This window comes from Achromobacter sp. (genome assembly GCF_057314935.1).
Genome location: NZ_DBHKZA010000060.1, coordinates 21,152 through 41,887, shown reverse-complemented (window position 1 = coordinate 41,887; position 20,736 = coordinate 21,152). Strand labels below are relative to the sequence as shown.

Sequence of the window (20,736 nt, the reverse complement as noted above, 5' to 3'; positions counted from 1 at the left end):
GCCATGTGAAATTCCTTTCTTGCGAAGCGATTCTGTCAAAAATACGGTGCCGGCGATTGGCCGGGTAAGGGCATAAGGCGGGCCTAATTCGGCGCTTCCCTCACGGATTGGCGCCAAAATAAGCAATAAACGCCGTTTTAAGGGCCAAATCAAGCTGTGGTTTTGATGCCGTTGCCTTGCATGTTCACGATCATTTTGGCGATTTTCAGCACGGTTTCGCTGGGGATGGTGCGAATAACGTCACCTGTCTCCGCGTCCACGACCGACACCACGACCTGGTGCACGTTGGGATCAATCTCGAACTGAAGTTGCGTGGACCAGGCCTTCATCTGGTCGTTGATTTCGTCCAGCGCCTTGTCCAATGGCAGCTTTTGCGAGTCTGATTGGTCCGACGTGGCGCTGTCGGACGCGCCGCTATTGGTTGCTGCGGTAGCGGGCGTGACGCTCACGGCCGGTTCGGCCACGACGTGCGGCTGCGCCACCGCAGCGGGTGCGTACGTAGCGGGTGCTAAGGGGGTTACGGCCATGATCACTCCAACGGCGATGTGGGCGTCTCGGAGGAACGCGCTGTTTTCAGGGAATTCTCAGCTACCATAACGGCATGCCCGCAGGGAACTTTAGCCCTCGGCGAGGCAGATGTTTCACGTGCTAAATAGTTCGGATCGGGCAATGAGTGTCAAGACGGCGCTGCGAGTTATCGAAATCATCGAAACCTTTGCCCGCGAAAAGCGCGCGCTGCCCTTGTCGGAGCTGGCCCGGCTGCTGGACGTTCCGGTGTCCAGTTGCCTGGCGCTGATCCGCACGCTGACCGGCCTGGGCTACCTGTATGAAACCGGCCGCCGGCAGGGCTATTACCCCACGGGCCGCCTCTTGGCCATGGCCCAGCGCATTGCCCGGGCCGACCCCGTCCTGGACCGGGTCTATCCCAGCCTCGTCGAATTAAGGGATGCCACGCGCGAGACCGTCGTGTTCGCCAAGCTGACCCAGGACGGGCGCGTGGTCTATCTGGATGTGCTGGATTCGCCGCATACCATCCGATACGCGCCCGTTGCCGGTGAGTTCAAAGACGTTCACGCCAATTCGCTCGGCAAGGCGTTGCTGTCGCTGATGGACGAGTCCGCCCGCGACGCGATGCTCGCGGGTATGGCAATGACCCGCTATAACGAGCGCACGCTCGTCACGCCGCAAGCGCTGCAGGACGATATCCAGCAGTCGCGCCAGCGCGGCTGGTTCATGAACAGCGGGGAATCCATCGCCGACGTAGGCGCCATCGCCTGGCCTGTCACCCTGTCGGGCGAGCGCTATGCGATTTCGGTGGGCGGTCCGATCTACCGGATCGAGCCGCAGCAGGAAGCTTATGCGCGCATCCTGCGGGCGGCCTGCACCGGGCTGGAACAGCAGGCCTGAGGCGTCGCCGCGCCAGGCGGCGCGGCACCCGCTGGCCTCAGTACGACTTCGGCAGCCCCAGCACCTTTTCGGCGATGAAGCACATGATCAGCTGGGGGCTGACGGGCGCGATGCGCGGGATGAAGCTTTCGCGCAGCAAGCGCTCCACGTGGTATTCCTTGGCGTAACCCATGCCGCCCAGCGTCATCACGGCGGTCTGGCAGGCGTTGTAGCCGGCTTCTGCCGCCAGATACTTGGCCGTATTGGCGTAGGGCCCGCAAGGCTGGCCCGCGTCGTACAGGCTGGCGGCCTTGAACACCATCAGGTCGGCGGCTTCCAGCTGCATCCAGGCCTGGGCCAGCGGATGCTGGATGCCCTGGTTCTGCCCGATGGGTCGGCCGAACACGGTGCGTTCCCCGGCGTACTTCACGGCCCGGTCCAGCGCGGCGCGGCCGATGCCCACCGCTTCGGCGGCGATCAGGATGCGTTCCGGGTTCAGGCCGTGCAGGATGTATTCAAAGCCGCGGCCTTCCTCGCCGATGCGGTCGGCCACCGGAATGCGCAAACCATCGATGAACAACATGTTCGAGTCCACGGCCTTGCGGCCCATTTTCTCGATTTCCCGCACTTCGATCTTCTCGCGGTCCAGATCGGTATAGAAGAGCGACAGCCCCTGCGTGGGCTTGTCCACCTCGGCAAGCGGGGTCGTGCGCGCCAGCAGCAGCATCTTGTTGGCGACCTGCGCGGTCGAGATCCAAATCTTGCGGCCATGCACCACATAGTCGTCGCCCTGGCGGACGGCCCGCGTGGACAGCTTGGTCGTGTCCAGCCCGGCGTCGGGCTCGGTCACGGCGAAGCAGGCCTTCTCGCGGCCGGCGATCAGCGGCTCCAGCCAACGCGCGCGCTGCTCGTCGCTGCCGAACACGACGACCGGGTTCAGGCCGAAGATGTTCATATGGACGGCCGACGCACCGGTAAACCCGGCGCCGGAAGCCGCGATGGTCTGCATCATCAGCGCGGCCTCGGTCATGCCCAGGCCGGCGCCGCCGTATTCCTGCGGCATGGCGATGCCCAGCCAGCCGTCGCGCGCCAGATCGGCGTGCAGCGGCTCGGGAAAGCCGCCTTCGCGGTCGCGTTCCAGCCAGTATTCGTCGGGGTAGCGGTCGCAGATGCGCGAAACGGCGTCGCGCAGCGCCAATTGGTCGGGGGTGAAGGCAAAGTCCATCAGTCGTTTCCATCTTGGGTAATGCCGCGGTCGACCAGGGCGTCGATCCGGGCGGCGTCGTAGCCGGCTTGCTCCAGCACCTCGCGGCTGTGCTCGCCCAGCCTGGGAGCGGGCCGGCGCAGGGAGGTGGGCGTGCCCTGGTACTGGCCCAGCGGCGCAGTGGTGCGTATCCGGCCTTCGGAGGGGTGGTCCATTTCGCGGATGAAACCGGTGGCGGCCAGGTGTTCGTCCTGCAGCAGCCCGTCCACCGTGTACAGCTGGGACGCGGGAATGTCCGCGCGCGCCAGGTCGTCCAGCCATTCCTGGCTTGGGCGCGTGCTGATCACTTCCGCCACAAAGGCATAGACCTCGCTGATATGCGCGGCCCGCGCTCCGTGCGTGCAGAAGCGGGGATCCTGCTCAAGCTCGGGCCGGCCGATCAGGCCGAAGAAGTTGCGCCAATGCTTGTCGTTGTAAATCAGCAGGCAGAGGTAGCCGTCGGCCGTCGCGTAGGGCCGGCGGTGCGGCGCCAGCAGGCGCGCGTAGCCGGTCGGGCCTAGGGGGGGTTCGAAGGTGGCGCCGCCCAGGTGGTCGCCCAACACCAGGTGCGCCATGCCTTCGAACATCGGGATTTCGACCTGCTGGCCGCGTCCCGCCGCGCGGGCGTGCAGCACCGCCGACACCAGGGCAATGCCCACGTGCAGGCCCACGGCGCGGTCCGCCAGCGTCAGCGGGGCATAGCGCGGCACGTCGCCGCTTTGCTGGGCGGACAGCGCGGCGATGCCGGTCTGGCCCTGGATCAGGTCGTCGTAGGCGGGTCGCCCGGCATACGGGCCGGCCTCGCCGAAACCGTAGGCGCCCAGGTAGACGATGCGCGGGTTGCGCGCGGCCACCGCTTCATACGACAAGCCCAGGCGGGCCATGGCCTGCGGCCGGATGTTGTAGAGCAGGGCGTCGCAGCTTTCGGCCAGCTTCAGGCAGGCGTCCAGCCCTTCGGGCGTCTTCAGATCCAGCACGATGGACCGCTTGTTGCGGTTCAGGTGCAGGTACAGGTGGCCCATGCCCGGGTTGCGCATGGGGCCAACCGCCCGCATGTTGTCGCCTGACGGCGGCTCCACCTTGATCACGTCGGCGCCCAGGTCGGCCAGGATCTGCGTGGCGTAGGGGCCCATCACGACCGAACTCAGGTCCAGGATGCGCACGCCGGTCAACGGGCCGGCGCCGGGTGTCGTCTCTGACGCGTTGTGCTGCGTCATTGCTGTTCGATTCCCGCGTCGCGGATCAGCTTGCCCCACAGGTCGCGTTGTTCGCTGACGAACTGCGCGAACGCCTCAGGCGTGCTGGAGAAGGCGTCGAAGCCCAGGCCGGCCAGGCGCTTTTTCACTTCGGGCTTGGCCACGACCTGGTTGATCGCGGCATTCAGTTTGGCCACAACTTCGGGCGGGAGTCCGGCCGGGCCGAAGTAGCCGTTCCAGGAGTTCAGGTCGAAGTCCTTCACGCCGGACTCGGCCATGGACGGCAGGTCGGGCACGATGGCGCTGCGTTCGGCGGTGGACACGGCCAGCGCGCGCAACTGGCCCGATTGCACGAAAGGCAGGCCGGAGGCCAGGTCGGTGAACATGAAATCCACTTGCCCGCCGACGACATCGGTCAGGCCTTGCGGCGTGCCTTTGTAGGGCACATGCAGGATGTCGATCTTGGCGCGGTCGGCGAGCGTGGCGCCGGCGACGATGCCGGTGCTGTTGCCGCTGGCGTAAGTAATACGTCCCGGATTTTTCTTGGCATCCGCCACCAGGTCGGCGACGTTCTTCCACGGACGCTTCGGATTGGCGACCAGGATGAAGGGCAGGTTGCCGCCGCGCGCGATGGGGGTGAAATCCTTGACCGGATCGTAGGGCACGTTCTTCATCAGCCAGGGGGCGGCCGAGTGCGACGTGTTGGTGGTGACGAAAAGGGTGTACCCATCAGGCTTGGCGCGGGCCACGTAGCTGGCCGCGATGGTGGCGTTAGCGCCGGGTTTGTTCTCGACGACGATCTGCTGGCCCAGGATGGCGGACAGTTCGGACCCGAATATCCGGCCCACGGCATCCGTGCCTGAGCCGGCCGGGAAGGGCACGATCAGGGTAATGGGTTTGTTGGGATAGTCGGCGGCGTGGGTGGCGGGCGCCGCCATCACGGCCGCTGCGCCAATTAGCGCAGCGCCCAGCAGGCTCAGGTTTCGCATGGTTTGTCTCTCCAGTTTTTGTCGTGTCAGGCGCGGCTCTTCGTCCGCTGCCCGTCGCTGCGCCGTCAGGCGGCAGGGGGTGATGCCGGGAAATCGCGCATCACGCGATCGGGGGATTCTTCGTACGGGGGCGTGTAGATCACCAGCAGGCGGGCGGGTTCGTCGCTGGTCACGGTGAAGACGTGCGGGATATCGGGCGGGAAATAGCAGCAGTCGCCCGGGCCCATGTCGGCCCATTCGTCCTGCACCTGGGCGCGCGCCGTGCCTGAAATCAGATAACAGACCTGCTCGATGCCGGGGTGGGCGTGCGGCAGGGCGCCTTTGCCCTTGTCGATGACGCCCAGCAGCACTTCCACGCCGCGTGCGCCGACGGTTTCGGGGCTGATCAACCGGCGGTTGAGTGTGCCGGTGTGATTGGCGGGGTGGTAGCCCGGGACGTCGGCCTCGCGGACCAGCCAGCTGGGGGGTTTCGGTTGCGTCATGGTCATCCGTTTAAATTCTCATACATAAATTTATTTTCACGTATGAAAAAAACATCGGCAAGCGCTTTTTCGGCCGAGATACCGTGCCGCGCCCTAGGGGATTAGGGAAAACACCGTGCGCGGACTGCTAAAATCCAAGGCTGATCTCACTTCGCGACCCCGCCATGTCCCCTGTACGCCCGCCTGACGCTTCCGCCACCCTGTCCGATTGGCTGCAGTACCTGGAATCCATCCACGCCACCGCGATCGACATGGGCCTGGACCGCGTCCGCGAAGTGGCTGCGCGCATGGGGCTGGAATTGTCCGGCGTGAAGTTCGTCGTCGGCGGGACCAACGGCAAGGGTTCCACCTGTGCCATGCTGGAAGCCATCCTGCTGGCGGCCGGCTATAAGGTCGGCCTGTATACGTCCCCGCACCTGATCGACTTCAATGAACGTGCCCGCGTCAACGGCCAGATCGCTTCCGACGACGCCCTGATCGCGCAATTCCAGGCCGTGGAAGCCGCCCGCGGCGAGGTCTCGCTGACGTACTTCGAATTCACCACGCTGGCCATCCTGCGCCTGTTCTCGCAATCGCGCCTGGACGCCGTCGTGCTGGAAGTGGGCCTGGGCGGCCGCCTTGACGCCGTCAACATCGTGGACGCCGATTGCGCCGTCGTCACCAGCGTCGATCTGGACCATACCGACTGGCTGGGCGACACCCGTGAAAAAATCGGCTTCGAAAAGGCCCATATCTATCGCGCCGGCCGTCCCGCCATCTGCAGCGACCCGGTGCCGCCGCAATCGCTCCTGGACCACGTCGAGCAGATCGGCGCCGACCTCTGGCTGTTCGGGCGCGACTACAACTATTCCGGCGACCGCCAGCAGTGGGCGTACGGCGGCCGCGAACAGCGCCGCAGCGCGCTGGCCTATCCGGCGCTGCGCGGCGCCAATCAATTGCTGAACGCCTCGGCCGCGCTGGCCGCGCTGGAATCCGTGCGGGACCGCCTGCCGGTGCAGCAACAGGCCGTGCGGCTGGGCCTGCTGCAGGCCTCGTTGCCGGGCCGCTTCCAGATCCTGCCGGGCCAGCCTTCGGTGATCCTGGATGTGGCGCACAACCCGCATGCGGCGGCCGTGCTGGCGCAGAACCTCGACAACATGGGCTTCCATCCGTATACCCACGCGGTATTCGGCATGCTGAACGACAAGGATCTCGCGGGCGTGGTGGCCAAGCTGGGCACCCGGATCGACCACTGGTATTGCGCAGGCCTGCCCGGGCCGCGCGGGACCACCGGCCAAGCGTTGGCCGAACAAGTCGCCGCCGCCTTGCCGCCGTCGCCCGCCGGGGCCGAAAGCCCCAGCATCGCCGCCTATGCGGATCCCGCGCAGGCCTTCGCTGCGGCGCGCGAACGCGCGGGCGAGAATGATAGAATCGTGGTGTTTGGGTCGTTTCTCACCGTGGCCTCGGTTTTGCAGGCTCTGGGTCGCAAGGCATAGGCAAATCGGGTCTTGGCGGCCCGCCGCCATATTGCCGCAAGGCGCCGCAAGGAATTCTCTTCCATGGGTTTTTTCAAACGCAAAGATCCTGCCGATCAGGCGCAGTCCTCCAAACGGGCGGCAGTGCCTAGCGAGGTGCAGGCTGCGGAGCTGCGCGGCCGCGCGCGGCGCAGGTTGGCAGGCGCCGTCGCCCTGGTGCTGGCGGCCGTCATCATTCTGCCCATGGTGCTTGATTCGCAGCCCGTGCCGGTTGCCGACAACATTCCCATCCGCGTGCCGGAACGCAATACGCCGTTCCAGCCGCAGGTAAGCGAGCCGCAGGCCACCGCGCCTGCCACGCCGGGTGCCGACACGCCTGGCGCGGCCCCCACGGATCCGGCTGCCGTTCCGACGCCGCCGCCGGTCACGTCCGTGCCGCCCGTGGCCGTCGCGCCGACCACGCCGCAGGCTGCCCAAGTGACGCCGCCGCCCGCCACACCGCCCAAGCCGGAAGCCAAGCCAAAGCCCGAACCCAAGCCGGAACCGAAGCCGGCCACGCCGCCCAAGCCCGATGCGCGCTCCGACGATGGCGCGCGCGCCCTGGCCCTGCTGGAAGGCCGTTCTGCGCCGGCAGCCGCCGCGCCGGCCCCCAAGCCCGCCGCCAAGGGCAATTTCGTGCTGCAGATCGCGGCCTACACGACCTCGGAAGACGCCCAGTCGCGCCGCACCAAGCTGCATCAGGCCGGCGTCACCAATGCATTTGTGGAACAAGCCTCCATCGGGGGCAAACAGCAGTACCGTCTGCGCGTGGGGCCGTTCCCTTCGCGCGAGGCGGCGCAGGCGGCCCAGGCGCGTTTGCGCACCTTGGGCTATGACAATGGTTTCATCGCCGCGCAATAGTGACCGGCTTCGACTTCGTCGTGCTGGCCATCCTGGCGGTCTCGGGTGTGCTGGGCCTGGTGCGCGGCCTGCTCAAAGAGGTGCTGTCGCTGGTCGCCTATCTGCTGGCCTTCGTGGCCGCGATATGGTGGGGCCCCACGGTCTATACGTGGCTGGAGCCCTATATTGAAACGACGCTGCTGCGCATGGGAGTCTCATACGCCGTGGTGTTCATCCTTGTGCTGCTCGGTGTGGGTTTGGTCAACATGACGCTCGCCGCCTTGATCCGCAGTACCGGACTCAGCCCCGCCGATCACGGCCTGGGCGGCATGTTCGGACTGGCCCGTGGTCTGGTGATCGTCCTGGCGCTGGTCGCCGCCGCCGGCTATACGCCGCTGCCCCAAGAGCCGTGGTGGAAGGACGCCATGTTTTCGCATTCGGCCATCGAGGCCATCAAACATATCAAAACGTGGCTGCCGCCGTCTTTGGCGACATGGCTGCCGTATTGATTAGCTTCAAATCAACCAGGAAATCTCACCATGTGTGGAATCGTAGGGGTCATCGGGCGCGGGCCGGTCAACCAGCTGCTCTATGACAGCTTGCTGCTGTTGCAGCATCGCGGGCAGGACGCCGCGGGCATCGCGACGTCGCAAGGCAACCAATTCAATATGTACAAGGCTCACGGCCTGGTGCGCGACGTCTTCCGTACGCGCAACATGCGCTCGCTGCCGGGTACGTCTGGCGTCGGCCAGGTCCGCTATCCCACCGCGGGCTCCAGCGCCAGCGAGGAAGAGGCCCAGCCGTTCTACGTCAACGCCCCGTTCGGCATCATGTTCGCCCACAACGGCAACCTGACCAACTGGCGTGAACTGCGCGAATCGCTCTACCGGGTCGATCGCCGCCACATCAACACCAATTCGGATTCCGAAGTGCTGCTGAACGTGCTGGCGCACGAGCTGCAGTCGTCGGCCAATGGCGTGTCGCTTGACGACGACGCCATCTTCCGCGCGGTGTCGGCCGTGCACAAGCGCGTGCGTGGCGCCTACGCCGTCGTGGCGCAGATTTCCGGTTACGGCCTGCTCGCGTTCCGCGACCCCAACGGCATTCGTCCGCTGTGCATCGGCCGCATGGAAACGGACGAAGGCACCGAATGGATGGTGGCATCGGAATCCGTGGCGCTGGAAGGCAGCGGTTTTGTCTTCGTGCGCGACGTCGATCCGGGCGAAGCCGTGTTCATCGACCTGGACGGCCGCTTCGTCAGCCGCCAATGCGCTGAGAACCCGCAACTCGTCCCCTGCATTTTCGAATACGTGTACTTTGCGCGTCCGGATTCGCTGATCGACGGCGTGTCGGTCTACGACGCCCGCCTGCGCATGGGCGAATACCTGGCCGACAAGGTTGCGCGCAACATGCGCCTGGGCGACATCGACGTCGTCATGCCGATCCCGGATTCCTCGCGTCCCGCCGCCATGCAATTGGCTGCCCGCCTGAACCTGGACTACCGCGAAGGCCTTATCAAGAACCGCTACGTGGGCCGTACGTTCATCATGCCGGGCCAGGCCGTGCGCCGTAAGTCCGTGCGCCAGAAGCTCAATGCCATCGGCATGGAATTCAAGGGCAAGAACGTGCTGCTGGTCGACGACTCCATCGTTCGCGGCACGACCAGCCGCGAAATCGTCGACATGGCGCGCGCCGCCGGTGCCAACAAGGTGTACTTCGCCTCCGCCGCGCCTCCGGTCCGCTTCCCCAACGTGTACGGCATCGACATGCCCACGCAGTCGGAACTGATCGCCACCGGCCGCTCCGACGAGGAAATCGCCCGCGCCATCGGCGCCGACTCGCTGATCTACCAGGACCTGGCGGACATGCAGCAATCGGTGCGCGACCTGAACCCCAAGATGTCGCGTTTCGAAGCCTCGTGCTTCGACGGTGAATACGTCACCGGCGACATCACCGCCGAATACCTGGCCCGCCTGGGCCAGTCGCGCGCGGAGCCGGGCCAGGACGAAGGCGCCAGCGGCCTGCAGTTCAACATGGGCTACGCCGCCAACGACGCCTGACAGGCTGTCGTTGCGCAATGAAAATGCCGTCCCTCGGGACGGCATTTTTTTTCGGCAGCGCGTTTACCCCTTCGCCTCCCAGAGCGTTTCCCGCGTGGCCTCCAGATGGGTCAGGTAGAGGCGCAGGTCGAATTCGTACTGGTGATAGTGCGGTTCCATCCGCAGGCACATGTTGTAGAAGGCCTTGTTGTGGTCCTTCTCTTTCAGGTGCGCCAGTTCGTGGACGGTGATCATCTTCAGGAATTCGGCGGGTACGGTCTTGAACAGCGTTGCCACGCGGATCTCGTGCTTGGCGCGCAATTTGCCGCCCTGCACGCGCGAGATGTACGTGTGCTGTCCGAGCGCATGCTGGATCACGTGGATCTTGCTGTCGTAGGCGACCTTGTTGATCAGGTCGCCATTGCGCATATAGGTGTTCTTCAGGTCCGTCACATACTCGTACAGCGCGCGATCGGTCCGCACGGCATGGGGGCCATCGGGGTAGCGCGACAGCAGCGCGGCGCCCAGCTTGCCTTGGTCGAGCAGTGTCTGGGCCTGGAGCAGCAGGGGTTCGGGGTAGCCGGTCAGGTATTTCAATGGAGGCACGATCAGGAAATGTCGCAATGAATGATGCTTAGCCGCGGCCAGGTTTCGGCGTGGCGCTTCGCGGCGAGGCGGTGGGCGTATGTCTGGCGATCGGCGCCCGGGCTGGGCCGAAGCACCAGTGCGAACAGGTCCGCGAGGCCGTGCGGGGCGACGATGCGTACCCGTTCGTCAACGGTCAGCGCCACGCCGACGCAAGTGGCCGTTTCAGGCCAGGCAGCGATGCCCTCGGCAAGCGAGCGGGCTGGGGGTGGTGGCTGGCCCAGGCTATCGCGGCGCCATAAATGCACCCGCGCCTGGTTCACGACCTCCCACGGGGCGTCTGGCGCCGCCGCGCGCAGGTGCCGGGTGATGGCCGCCTCTTGCTCGGCCGACAGGTCGGCAGGGTCGAAGTATACGAAGTCGACATCGGCAGGTGCGTGGCTGCCTGGCGGAAAGCCGTGCAGATGGTTCCAGACCAGGGATCGCACCACGCCGGCCGCGATGCAGCCGCCGGCAGGGCCGTGATCGCGTGCCGCACGCAGCCAGCCCATCAGCGGCGCGTGCGCCAGTACCAGGGCTCGCAGCGTGTCCGCGCGGGCAATCTCGGCCTGGGCCGGCACGGCGCTTACTGGGGGCGGCTGCGCCCGAAGGCGACGGGCAGCGCCATGAAGAGCAGGATTGCGAACAGCGCCAGGCTCCACAGGGCGTACTCGATGCCCAGCACCGGCACCTTGGCGTCCATGCAGGTGGCAAAGATGCCGAACAGCCAGGGAATGGCGCCTTCCAGGCCGATGCCGGTCATGAAACGGTCGGCAAAGGTCTGGTCGCAGGACAGCATGTTGGCGGCGACGCTGTATTGGTACCAGGCCGCGGCTACGCCGCCGATGGACAGCAAGGCCGCCAGCGCCGCGGCGATGCGCGTCAGCGCGCGCCCGCCGCCGAAGCCTCCGATCAACGCGATCACGCCGATCACCAGGTAGATCAGGCGCTGCATCACGCACCAGGCGCAGGGCGGCATGTCGAAGACGTGCTGGGAGACGAGGGCCACGCCCACCGCGCCGAAGCAGAATAAGGCGATCAGGCGAAGCAGGCGTTCAGAACGAGTGGTCATTGTTGTTGCGAGGTTCGGGTTGGTCGGGGCGGGATCCATGTCCCGCCAGGCTCAGGGCTTAGGCCTTGGGAATCGGAATTGGTTGCATGACTTGCGTCAGCACGCCAAGCATCAGGTCGCGCGCGCCTTCCCAGAAGATCTGCACGCCCAGGCAAAGCATGATGAAGGCGGACAGCCGCATGAACACGGCGGTGCCGTTGTCGCCCAGGCGGTGCAGCATCTGGGCGGCAAAGCGCAGGCAGATATAGAGCGTCAGCGACACGGCGATGATGCCTGGAATCGAGCCGCCCAGCCGCACCAGGCTCAGCACGTGGTTCTGGTCGCGCAGCGAGACCCCCACGGTGATGGCCGCCGCGATCGAGCCGGGGCCACAGCTGATGGGGAAGGTCAGCGGATAAAAGGCGCGAGCCTTGGCCATTTCCGGCGTAAAGGATTCGGCCATGCGCGCCACGCGTTCGGTATCGGCGTCAGGCGAATTCACCAGCCGCCAGGCGCTGGCGATCACCAGCATCCCGCCGCCCACGCGCACGATGGACAGCGAAATGCCGAAGAAGCTCAGCAGCACGTTGCCGGCCACCATGGCCACGATCAACATCAGGCAAACGTTGATCGCCACCCGCTTGGCCAGCACCATCCGCGTGGAGGATGACGCGCCTTCCGTCAGCGACAGGAAGATCGGCGCGATGGCCGGCGGGTTCAGGAAGGGCAGGAGCGTGGCCAGCGCGAAGAAAAAGCTGCCACCGAAAACGCGCAAATAGTCATTGAGCTGCATGGGAGCGGGCGTCGCCTGGCCGAAAACCCGGATTGTATGCGCTCCGGGGTGGTCTGGCGATGCCTCGGGGCGGGTTCAGGCGACGCGCTGCTGCGCCTCTTCGCCGGCCAGCGCGTCCAGCACGTCGCGTTCGAACTGCATCTGGCTGCGCGGGCGCGCCAGCGTCGAGCCGTCCACGATGAAGACGTCCTCCACCCGGTCGCCCAAGGTCATGATCTTGGCCATCAGCAGGTTGACCTCGTGCTGGGCGAATACACGCGCCAGCGCGTGCAGCAGGCCGGGGCGGTCAGTGGCGGTGACCGACAGTCGCCACGAGGTGCTGCGCTCGTCGGGCTGCAACTCGGCTTGCGGCATGACGGGGAACACCCGCGAGACCCGCGACTGCCGGCTGCGGCCGAAATAGCCACCTCGGCTGGGCTGCGCCTGGGCGGCCGCCTGCGGATCCTTCAGGCGCTCCGCCAGTTCGTGCTCGACCAGCGTGGCTTGCGCGCGCAGGTCGCTGGCGCCTTCGGGCAGCAGCACGATAAAGCTGTCCAGCGCCCAGCCGTGCCGCGTGGTGTGGATGCGCGCGTCCTGGATGGACAGGCTCTTGGCGTCGAAATAACCGCAAATGGCCACGAACAGGTCGGGCGCGTCGCGGGTATAGACCATGATCTGCAGGCCTTCCCCCTGTTCGGTGGGGCGGGCCTTGACGACCGCCTGGGCGGGCGCGACCTGGTGATACAGGTGGCGCGTGTGCCAGGCGATGTCCGAGGCGTCGTGACGCAGGAAATAAGCCACGTCCAGCTGGTTCCAGAAGGCTTCGCGGGCATCGTCGCGCAAGCCGGCCAGCCGGGTCAGGCGGGCCGCTTCTTCCTTGCGTTCGGTCAGCACCGTGTGGGCGTCGGCGTGGGCGCCGCCCAGGGCTGCCAGCGTCAGCTTGTACAGGTCTTCCAGCAGCTTGCCCTTCCAGGCGTTCCAGACCTTGGGGCTGGTGCCGCGGATGTCGGCCACCGTCAACAGGTACAGCGCCGTCAGGTGGCGTTCGTCTTTCACGGTGGCGGCGAATTCCTGCACCACGGCCGGGTCCGACAGGTCGCGCTTTTGCGCGACGGCCGACATCAGCAGATGCTGGCGCACCAGGAATTCGGCCAGCTTGGCGTCTTCGGGGTCCATGCCGTGGTCTTGCGCGAACTTGCGCACTTCGCGGGCGCCAAGCTCGGAGTGGTCGCCGCCGCGGCCCTTGGCGATGTCGTGGAACAGCGCCGCCACGTACAGCACCCAGTGCCGGTCCAGGCCCGCGATCAGCTGGCTGGCCAAGGGATATTCCTGGGCGTGCTCGGGCATCGTGAAGCGGCGCAGGTTGCGTACCACCGCCAGCGTGTGCTGGTCCACCGTATAGGCATGGAACAGGTCGTGCTGCATCTGGCCCACGATGCGGCGGAACACGGGCAAGTAGCGCGGCAGGATGTTCAGCATGGTCATGCGCCGCAGCTCGTGCACGATGCCGCGCGGCTGCTGCAGGATCTGCAGGAACAGCTTGCGGTTGACCGGATTGCGGCGGAACTGCGCGTCGATGCGGTGTCGCGAATGCCAGATGGCGCGCAGCGTGCGGGCCGACATGCCTGTCAGTTCGGGGTGCTGCTGCATCACCAGGAAGGCGCGCAGCAGCAGGGTGGGATTGCGTTCGAAGCCGTCGTCCCGAATGATGTCCAGGCGGTCGCGCAGGTTGCGGAAATCGTCGTCGATATCGCGCGCATCGCTGTCGGGGCGCGGGAACAGGCGCTCTTCGATGTTCTGCACCAGGATGCCGTTCAACTGCGTGACCAGGCGCGCCGCCCAGTAGTAACGCTGCATCAGCAGTTCGCTGCCGCGGCGCGTGGCGGTGGCGTGGATGCCGTAGACCTCGGCCAGCGCCGGCTGCAGGTCGAACAGCACGCGGTCTTCGCGGCGGTTCGCCAGCAGGTGCAGTTCGATGCGCAGGCGCTTGAAGGCCTGCTCGGCCTTGCGCAGGTCGCGCGCCTCTGACGAGGTCAGCAAACCCGCCTGCGCGACCGACCGCCAGCTGTCGCCGAAACCGGCCGCGCGCGCCATCCACAGGATCACTTGCAGGTCCCGCAAGCCTCCCGGCGACTCTTTGCAGTTGGGCTCCAGCGCATAGGGCGTATCGTGGTAGCGAGCGTGACGTTGCTGCATCTCCACGCGCTTGGCGCGAAAGAAGGCGCGCGGATCCAGGCGGGATTTGGTCGCGGCGTCGAACTTCTTCATCAGCGTGCGGCTGCCGGCCAGCCAGCGCGATTCCAGCAGCGCGGTTTCGACGGTGATGTCGGCGTCGGCCTCGCGTTCGCAATCCTCGATGGTCCGCACGCTGTGGCCGGGCTCCAGGCCCAGGTCCCATAGCGACGCCACCAGCCGTTCGATGGCGGATTCGTCTTCGCGCGTAGGGACGTGCGGCAGCAGAATCAGCAGGTCGACGTCGGAATGCGGATAGAGTTCGCCGCGGCCATAGCCGCCCACGGCCGCCAGCGTGGCGCCCGCCGGCAGCGGGCAATGCTTGACCAGATCGCGCAGGGCGGCATCCACGATGCGGCGCAGTTCGGACAACAGGGTGTCGGGCCGTTCGTGTTCCCGGAACTGGGCCACCGCGGCCCGCCGGGATTGCTGGATGCGTTCACGCAGGGAACTGAGGTTTTCGGCAGTCATGGCGGCGGGCGGCAGGGCCTCAGACGGCGGGGATGACGATGGGCTCGGTAATGAAGGCTGGCGGGGGCGGCATGCCGGGCGACAGGGTCAGGACTTCGTAACCGGTCTCGGTCACGCAGACAGCATGCTCCCATTGCGCCGACAGGCTGTGGTCGCGGGTGACAACCGTCCAGCCGTCGGACAACTGGCGGATCTCGCGCCGGCCGGCGTTGATCATGGGTTCGATGGTGAACAGCATGCCCGTCACCAATTTCACGCCCGTGCCGGGCTTGCCATAATGCAACACCTGGGGGTCTTCATGGAAACGCTGGCCGATACCGTGCCCGCAGAATTCGCGTACCACCGAAAAGCCGTGGGATTCCGCGTGCTTCTGGATCGCGTTGCCCACATCGCCCAATGTGGCCCCGTTTTTTACCTGCTGGATGCCTTTCCACATGCACTCGAAGGTGATGTCGGTCAGGCGGCGCGACAGGATGGACTGCTCGCCCACGGCGTACATGCGGCTCGTGTCGCCAAACCAGCCGTCCTTGATGATGGTGACGTCGATATTCAGCGAATCGCCGTTCTTCAGCACCTTGTCGCCCGGGATACCATGGCAGACCTGGTGGTTCACGGACGTACAGATGGCGCCGGTGAAGGGCGGGTAGCCGGGCGGGGCATAGCCCACCGTGGCGGACTTCACTTTCAGGACGTCGGTCAGGTATTCCAGGCAAAGGCGGTCCAGCTCTCCGGTTGTCACACCCGGCTTCACGTAGGGGGTGATGAAATCGAGGACTTTGGCGGCGTCCTGGCAGGCTGCGCGCATCTTGGCCAGGTCGGCCGGGTTGGTAATTGTGCCCATGGAGTAACTTGGCGATCTCTCGCTTGAATGTCTGCTTGAAAGAATAGTAGAATTATAGGCTTCCCTAAAATTTTGGGGAGCAATCGGTAGGGGCTGGTAGGGGCTCGGCCGCAGCTGCGCCAATGCTGATAGTAGTAAATCGGGTAACGGCAAGAGCCGATCCCGGCGGAAGGTTAGGCTTTTGAAGCCGCTTTCTCAAGGCCGTAGTTGGCCCGAACGATCCCGACGTGTGATCGGCAGCAAGCCCTGAAGTTTCACCGCAAGCGAAGGTTGTGGAGCGAAATCGGGCAAGTTGTCAGGTTCTGGAGGGGCCGGGCGGGGCGGCGTCGGTCATGGGCAGGCGGGTAAGGGGGCTTTGTCGAAGCTGGGGCACGGCGTGCTTGCAAACCTGGCCATGTTTTTGAGCGGCGATGCAGGTTCGGTATGGATGTCGGATTAAGTTCTTGAAAAACTTCGGTTTTTTTTAAGAAATGCCCCGGCGGTCTGATGCGCGTGTCGGCCAAGGCCGAGGCGCGAAGAGCTGGATTTCGCTGCCAACAAAACAAGTCCGGGGTGCGCTGAGCGGGAAACCGCCGGAAACTTCCAGGAATCTCCTGGAGTGTCCGGGTCAGCGCCAGGCAGGCGTGCGGTGCAAGGCTCTCGTCGTGACGGCCGTCTGGGTTTATCGCGGCAGCGTAGTTTGTTTATTGCGGCAGTGATCGGTCGGCCCGGTTAAAATTTTGTCCATCCCGCATGTTGCGGGAAATCGCGCGCAACACCACCCAGGGTGTCAGCCTGAAGCTGATGCAGGTGCGGCGCAAGAAATCAACCCTTGGAGAATTACATGTCTTTGATGCGCGAAATGCTGGAAGCGGGTGTCCACTTTGGTCACCAAACCCGTTACTGGAACCCCAAGATGGCTCAGTACATCTTCGGTCACCGTAACAAGATTCACATCATCAACCTGGAAAAGACGGTTGATAAGTACCAGGAAGCCACCAAGTTCGTGAAGCAGCTGGCTGCTCGCGGCGGCAACATCCTGTTCGTTGGCACCAAGCGCGCTGCACGCGACCTGGTTGCTTCCGAAGCTGCCCGTTGCGGCATGCCCTACGTCGACGCCCGCTGGCTCGGCGGCATGCTGACCAACTTCAAGACGGTCAAGACCTCGGTCAAGCGCCTGAAGGACATGGAAGTCATCGTCGCCGACGGCGGCGCTGAGCGCATGATCAAGAAGGAAGGCCTGCTGTTCCAACGCGAACTGGACAAGCTGAACAAGTCGATCGGCGGCATCAAGGACATGAACGGCTTGCCCGATGCCATGTTCGTCATCGACGTCGGCTACCACAAGATCGCCATCGCTGAAGCCAAGACGCTGGGCATCCCCGTGGTCGCCGTGGTTGACACCAACCACTCGCCCGACGGCATCGACTACGTCATCCCCGGCAACGACGACTCGGCCAAGGCCATCGCGCTGTACGCCAAGGGCATCGCCGACGCCGTGCTGGAAGGCCGCGAACAGAACCTGAACGGTCTGGTCGAAGAGCAGGGCGAAGGTCAGGAAGAGTTCGTCGAAGTGCAGGACAACCAGGCCTAAAGCCTGCTGTCATGTCCGGCGGTTAGTGTCTGGGAGCGGCTCTAAACAAGGTCCGCTCCCGCCTCGCCGGCACTGCGAAGGTGGGCTCCCATCTTCCGAACCCGCCAACCGCGGGCGTCCCATCGAATCAAATCACTGCCCCGGCGAGCCGGGGCGTGTCTTAGCAAAATTGGAGCAAACATGGCTGAAATTACCGCTGCCCTGGTCAAGGAACTGCGCGAGAAGACCGACGCGCCCATGATGGAGTGCAAGAAGGCCCTGACGGAAGCCGAAGGCGACCTGGTTCGCGCCGAGGAAATCCTGCGCGTCAAGCTGGGCAACAAGGCCAGCAAGGCCGCTGCTCGCGTCACCGCCGAGGGCCTGATCGGTCTGTTCATCTCCGCCGACGCCAAGCAAGGCGCCGTGATCGAAATCAACTGCGAAACCGACTTCGTCGCCAAGAACGACGACTTCGTCGGCTTCGTGAACAAGCTGGCTGAACTGGTTGCCACGCAGAACCCGGCCGATGTGGCCGCTCTGTCGGCACTGCCGTTCGGCGACAGCACGGTTGAAACGACCCGCACCGCCCTGATCGGCAAGATCGGCGAGAACATCTCGATCCGCCGCTTCGAGCGCATCCAGACCCCGAACTCGCTGGCCAGCTACGTGCACGGCGGCAAGATCGGCGTGCTGGTGGAATACACCGGCGCCGAAGAAGTGGGCAAGGACCTGGCGATGCACATCGCCGCCACCAAGCCCAAGGCCCTGAACGCCGACGGCGTGAACCCGGCCGACATCGCCGCCGAGCGCTCGGTTGCCGAGCAGAAGGCCGCCGAGTCGGGCAAGCCCGCCGAAATCGTCGCCAAGATGGTTGAAGGTTCGGTTGCCAAGTTCCTGAAGGAAGTGACCCTGTTGTCGCAGCCGTTCGTCAAGAGCGACAAGCACACGGTCGAGCAGCACCTGAAGGAAAAGGGCGCTTCGATCAGCAAGTTCGTGCTGTTCGTTGTCGGCGAAGGTATCGAGAAGAAGACCAGCGACTTCGCCGCTGAGGTTGCCGCAGCCGCCGCCGGCGCAGCCTGACCTCGGGGTAGTGCTTAAAGGCCGGCACTAGATTAAATTCTAGTCCGGCCTTTTTCGCCGCAGGCCGTCCCAAAGCGCACGTCGCCCAGGGACAGCAAACCCGCATGGCGGGCGCGGCGTTGGGGGACTCCCCCATTCTTGTCTTACACTTTCGTCGGATTGTTCTTCGGGATATCACCTATGAGCAGCAGAGCATACAAACGGGTTCTTCTCAAACTTTCCGGCGAGGCGCTGATGGGCGATGATGCATTTGGCATCAATCGCGCCACCATCGTCCGCATGACCGATGAGATCGCTGAAGTCGCCGCCACGGGCGTCGAACTGGCCATCGTCATCGGCGGAGGTAATATTTTCCGTGGCGTCGCCCCGGGTGCGCAGGGCATGGACCGCGCCACCGCCGACTACATGGGCATGATGGCCACCATCATGAACGCGCTGGCGCTGCAAGACGCGCTCAAGCACAAGGGTATCGACACCCGCGTACAATCCGCCCTGAACATCGATCAGGTCGTTGAGCCCTACATCCGCCCGAAGGCCTTGCGTTACCTCGAAGAGGGCAAGGTGGTCATCTTCGCCGCGGGTACCGGCAACCCCTTCTTCACCACCGATACGGCCGCCGCCCTGCGCGGCGCTGAAATCGGCGCCGAGATCGTGTTGAAGGCCACCAAAGTGGATGGCATCTATAGCGCGGATCCCAACAAGGATCCCACCGCTACGCGTTATGCGCGCATCAGCTTCGATGAAGCGATCGTTCGCCGTCTGGAAGTCATGGACGCCACCGCGTTCGCGCTGTGCCGTGACCAGAAGCTGCCGATCAAAGTGTTTTCGATCAATAAGTCCGGCGCGCTCAAGCGAGTCGTCAGCGGCGAAGACGAAGGCACGTTGGTACACGTTTAAAGAAAAGGAAATTCCATGAGCGCCGCAGAAATTCGCAAATCCGCCGAAGACAGGATGTCCAAGTCGCTTGATACCCTCAAGATCAACTTGGGCAAGATCCGTACGGGCCGCGCCCATACCGGCATCCTGGACCACGTGCAGGTCGAGTATTACGGTTCGCCGGTGCCGGTCGGTCAGGTCGCCAACGTGAACCTCGTGGACGCCCGCACGCTGAGCGTGCAGCCCTACGAAAAGCAGATGTCCGGCCCGATCGAAAAGGCCATCCGCGAATCGGATCTGGGCCTGAACCCCATCTCGATGGGCGACACCATCCGCGTGCCGATGCCGGCCCTGACGGAAGAGCGCCGCCGCGACCTGACGAAGGTCGTGCGCAGCGAAGGCGAAGATGCCAAGATCGCCGTGCGCAACCTGCGCCGCGAAGCGAACGAAGCATTGAAGAAGCTGGTCAAGGACAAGGAAATCTCCGAGGACGACGAGCGTCGTTCGCAGGACGATGTCCAAAAGCTGACCGATCGCGCCGTGGCCGACATCGACAAGATGGTCGTCCAGAAAGAAGCCGAAATCATGACCGTATAATTCTGGATCGCCCTGGAGCCAAGCGGCTTGGCCGTTTGGCTCCGGCGTCAGGATTTCTTGCCTATGCGCCGTCCTTTCCATTGCCCCGCAGCACCGTTATGCAGCAGCGATGGAACGACGGCGCAGGTTTTTCTCCCGTATTTCTGATTTTCGCCGGTCTACCGCGCATTCCCCGATCCATGGCAACCAGTTCGACCCAGGCGGTTCCCGATACTCGCGACATCCCTGAGCACGTCGCCATCATCATGGATGGCAATGGCCGGTGGGCGACGCGTCGGTTGCTTCCCCGCACGGCCGGGCACGCCAAGGGCGTGCAGGCAGTGCGCCGCGTCGTCGAGGCCTGCGGCCGCGCCGGCGTGCGTTACCTGACCTTGTTCGCGTTCAGTTCCGAGAACTGGCGCCGGCCCGCCGAAGAAGTGTCGCTGTTGATGCGCCTGTTCGTGCAGGCGCTGGAACGCGAGATCGGCAAGCTGCAAGAGCAGGGCGTGCGTCTGCATGTGATCGGCGACCTGAGCGCGTTCGAGCCCCGCCTGCAGGAGCTCATCGCTGCCGCGCAGGCGCGTACCGCTCACAATGACCGCCTGCACCTGACGGTGGCCGCCAACTACGGTGGCCGCTGGGACATTCTGCAAGCCACCCGCGCCATGCTGGCTGCCGAACCGGCGCTTGCCGCCCACCCCGAGCGGGTGGACGAAGAGCGGCTGGCCAGGCATCTGTCCATGTCCTGGGCGCCCGAGCCCGACCTGTTCATCCGCACCGGCGGTGAGCAGCGCATTTCCAACTTCCTGATCTGGCAGATGGCCTACGCGGAGTTCTACTTCACGGACCGCTATTGGCCGGATTTTGGCGCCGCAGAGCTGCAAGCGGCTTTTGACTGGTATCGCACCCGCGAACGGCGCTTTGGCCGCACCAGCGCGCAAGTCAGCGAAAACGGCGCGCAATAAGCAGACGGCGACAAGCGCGTCTTTCCAA

The 20,736-nt window shown here is 64.8% G+C and carries 21 protein-coding genes; 10 read left to right on the top strand and 11 right to left on the bottom strand.

Annotated features, from left to right (window positions below; translation table 11 throughout):
• Positions 1-149 precede the first annotated feature (149 nt).
• Complete coding sequence (locus ACO6D5_RS20920; RefSeq protein ID WP_485826417.1) at positions 150-527, bottom strand: flagellar protein FlaG; 378 nt, start codon at positions 525-527, stop codon at positions 150-152.
• Between the two features lie 142 nt (positions 528-669).
• Here ACO6D5_RS20920 and ACO6D5_RS20915 point away from each other — a divergent pair, with 142 nt between their 5' ends.
• Complete coding sequence (locus ACO6D5_RS20915; RefSeq protein WP_485826416.1) at positions 670-1,407, top strand: IclR family transcriptional regulator; 738 nt, start codon at positions 670-672, stop codon at positions 1,405-1,407.
• A gap of 37 nt (positions 1,408-1,444) precedes the next feature.
• Here the strand turns inward: ACO6D5_RS20915 and ACO6D5_RS20910 are convergent, their stop codons facing one another.
• From ACO6D5_RS20910 to ACO6D5_RS20895, 4 genes are all read right to left on the bottom strand, one after another.
• Positions 1,445-2,611, bottom strand: coding sequence for an acyl-CoA dehydrogenase family protein (locus ACO6D5_RS20910; RefSeq protein WP_315846381.1), 1,167 nt, complete (start codon positions 2,609-2,611; stop codon positions 1,445-1,447).
• The gene (locus ACO6D5_RS20905) at positions 2,611-3,846 is read right to left on the bottom strand and encodes a CoA transferase (protein WP_315846382.1); all 1,236 of its coding nucleotides are present in this window, start codon (positions 3,844-3,846) and stop codon (positions 2,611-2,613) included. The genes ACO6D5_RS20910 and ACO6D5_RS20905 overlap by 1 nt, the downstream gene beginning before the upstream one ends.
• Complete coding sequence (locus tag ACO6D5_RS20900; RefSeq protein ID WP_315846383.1) at positions 3,843-4,814, bottom strand: tripartite tricarboxylate transporter substrate-binding protein; 972 nt, start codon at positions 4,812-4,814, stop codon at positions 3,843-3,845. Before ACO6D5_RS20900 ends, ACO6D5_RS20905 begins: the two co-directional genes overlap by 4 nt.
• A 65-nt stretch (positions 4,815-4,879) precedes the next feature.
• Positions 4,880-5,296 carry a cupin domain-containing protein gene (locus ACO6D5_RS20895; protein ID WP_485826415.1) on the bottom strand — a complete coding sequence of 139 codons (417 nt, stop codon included), beginning with the start codon at positions 5,294-5,296 and terminating at the stop codon, positions 4,880-4,882.
• A gap of 164 nt (positions 5,297-5,460) precedes the next feature.
• Between ACO6D5_RS20895 and folC the strand changes: the two genes are divergently transcribed.
• The 4 genes from folC to purF all read left to right on the top strand — a co-directional run bounded on the left by folC (position 5,461) and on the right by purF (position 9,689).
• Positions 5,461-6,771 (top strand): bifunctional tetrahydrofolate synthase/dihydrofolate synthase, encoded by a 1,311-nt coding sequence (gene folC, locus ACO6D5_RS20890; RefSeq protein ID WP_485826414.1) that lies wholly within the window; start codon positions 5,461-5,463, stop codon positions 6,769-6,771.
• A 63-nt stretch (positions 6,772-6,834) separates the two neighbouring features.
• The gene (locus ACO6D5_RS20885; RefSeq protein ID WP_485826413.1) at positions 6,835-7,650 is read left to right on the top strand and encodes an SPOR domain-containing protein; all 816 of its coding nucleotides are present in this window, start codon (positions 6,835-6,837) and stop codon (positions 7,648-7,650) included.
• On the top strand, positions 7,650-8,138 hold the full coding sequence (locus ACO6D5_RS20880) for a CvpA family protein (RefSeq protein WP_088588337.1): 489 nt from the start codon (positions 7,650-7,652) through the stop codon (positions 8,136-8,138). The genes ACO6D5_RS20885 and ACO6D5_RS20880 overlap by 1 nt, the downstream gene beginning before the upstream one ends.
• Before the next feature lie 30 nt (positions 8,139-8,168).
• The gene (gene purF, locus ACO6D5_RS20875; protein WP_315846387.1) at positions 8,169-9,689 is read left to right on the top strand and encodes an amidophosphoribosyltransferase; all 1,521 of its coding nucleotides are present in this window, start codon (positions 8,169-8,171) and stop codon (positions 9,687-9,689) included.
• A 63-nt stretch (positions 9,690-9,752) separates the two neighbouring features.
• Here purF and ACO6D5_RS20870 read toward each other — a convergent pair whose 3' ends face one another.
• The 6 genes from ACO6D5_RS20870 to map all read right to left on the bottom strand — a co-directional run bounded on the left by ACO6D5_RS20870 (position 9,753) and on the right by map (position 15,659).
• The gene (locus ACO6D5_RS20870) at positions 9,753-10,274 is read right to left on the bottom strand and encodes a YgjP-like metallopeptidase domain-containing protein (protein ID WP_315846388.1); all 522 of its coding nucleotides are present in this window, start codon (positions 10,272-10,274) and stop codon (positions 9,753-9,755) included.
• Positions 10,275-10,276: 2 nt separating this feature from the next.
• Positions 10,277-10,873, bottom strand: a complete 597-nt coding sequence (locus ACO6D5_RS20865; protein WP_485826412.1) for a nucleotidyltransferase family protein — start codon at positions 10,871-10,873, stop codon at positions 10,277-10,279.
• Positions 10,874-10,878: 5 nt separating this feature from the next.
• Entirely contained in the window at positions 10,879-11,364 is a 486-nt protein-coding gene (locus ACO6D5_RS20860) for a disulfide bond formation protein B (protein WP_485826411.1), read from the bottom strand.
• Between the two features lie 58 nt (positions 11,365-11,422).
• Positions 11,423-12,136 carry a MarC family protein gene (locus tag ACO6D5_RS20855; protein ID WP_006223445.1) on the bottom strand — a complete coding sequence of 238 codons (714 nt, stop codon included), beginning with the start codon at positions 12,134-12,136 and terminating at the stop codon, positions 11,423-11,425.
• A 75-nt stretch (positions 12,137-12,211) separates the two neighbouring features.
• The gene (locus ACO6D5_RS20850) at positions 12,212-14,818 is read right to left on the bottom strand and encodes a [protein-PII] uridylyltransferase (protein ID WP_315846392.1); all 2,607 of its coding nucleotides are present in this window, start codon (positions 14,816-14,818) and stop codon (positions 12,212-12,214) included.
• Positions 14,819-14,837: 19 nt separating this feature from the next.
• Entirely contained in the window at positions 14,838-15,659 is an 822-nt protein-coding gene (gene map / locus ACO6D5_RS20845; RefSeq protein WP_315846393.1) for a type I methionyl aminopeptidase, read from the bottom strand.
• 823 nt (positions 15,660-16,482) lie between these two features.
• Here map and rpsB point away from each other — a divergent pair.
• From rpsB to uppS, 5 genes are all read left to right on the top strand, one after another.
• Positions 16,483-17,232, top strand: coding sequence for a 30S ribosomal protein S2 (rpsB, locus tag ACO6D5_RS20840; protein ID WP_006223442.1), 750 nt, complete (start codon positions 16,483-16,485; stop codon positions 17,230-17,232).
• 180 nt (positions 17,233-17,412) lie between these two features.
• Positions 17,413-18,291, top strand: a complete 879-nt coding sequence (gene tsf, locus ACO6D5_RS20835) for a translation elongation factor Ts (RefSeq protein ID WP_006223441.1) — start codon at positions 17,413-17,415, stop codon at positions 18,289-18,291.
• Positions 18,292-18,471: 180 nt separating this feature from the next.
• Entirely contained in the window at positions 18,472-19,188 is a 717-nt protein-coding gene (gene pyrH / locus ACO6D5_RS20830) for a UMP kinase (RefSeq protein WP_006223440.1), read from the top strand.
• A gap of 15 nt (positions 19,189-19,203) precedes the next feature.
• Positions 19,204-19,764 carry a ribosome recycling factor gene (gene frr, locus ACO6D5_RS20825; protein WP_006223439.1) on the top strand — a complete coding sequence of 187 codons (561 nt, stop codon included), beginning with the start codon at positions 19,204-19,206 and terminating at the stop codon, positions 19,762-19,764.
• A gap of 179 nt (positions 19,765-19,943) precedes the next feature.
• The gene (gene uppS / locus ACO6D5_RS20820; protein WP_315846395.1) at positions 19,944-20,708 is read left to right on the top strand and encodes a polyprenyl diphosphate synthase; all 765 of its coding nucleotides are present in this window, start codon (positions 19,944-19,946) and stop codon (positions 20,706-20,708) included.
• Positions 20,709-20,736 lie beyond the last annotated feature (28 nt).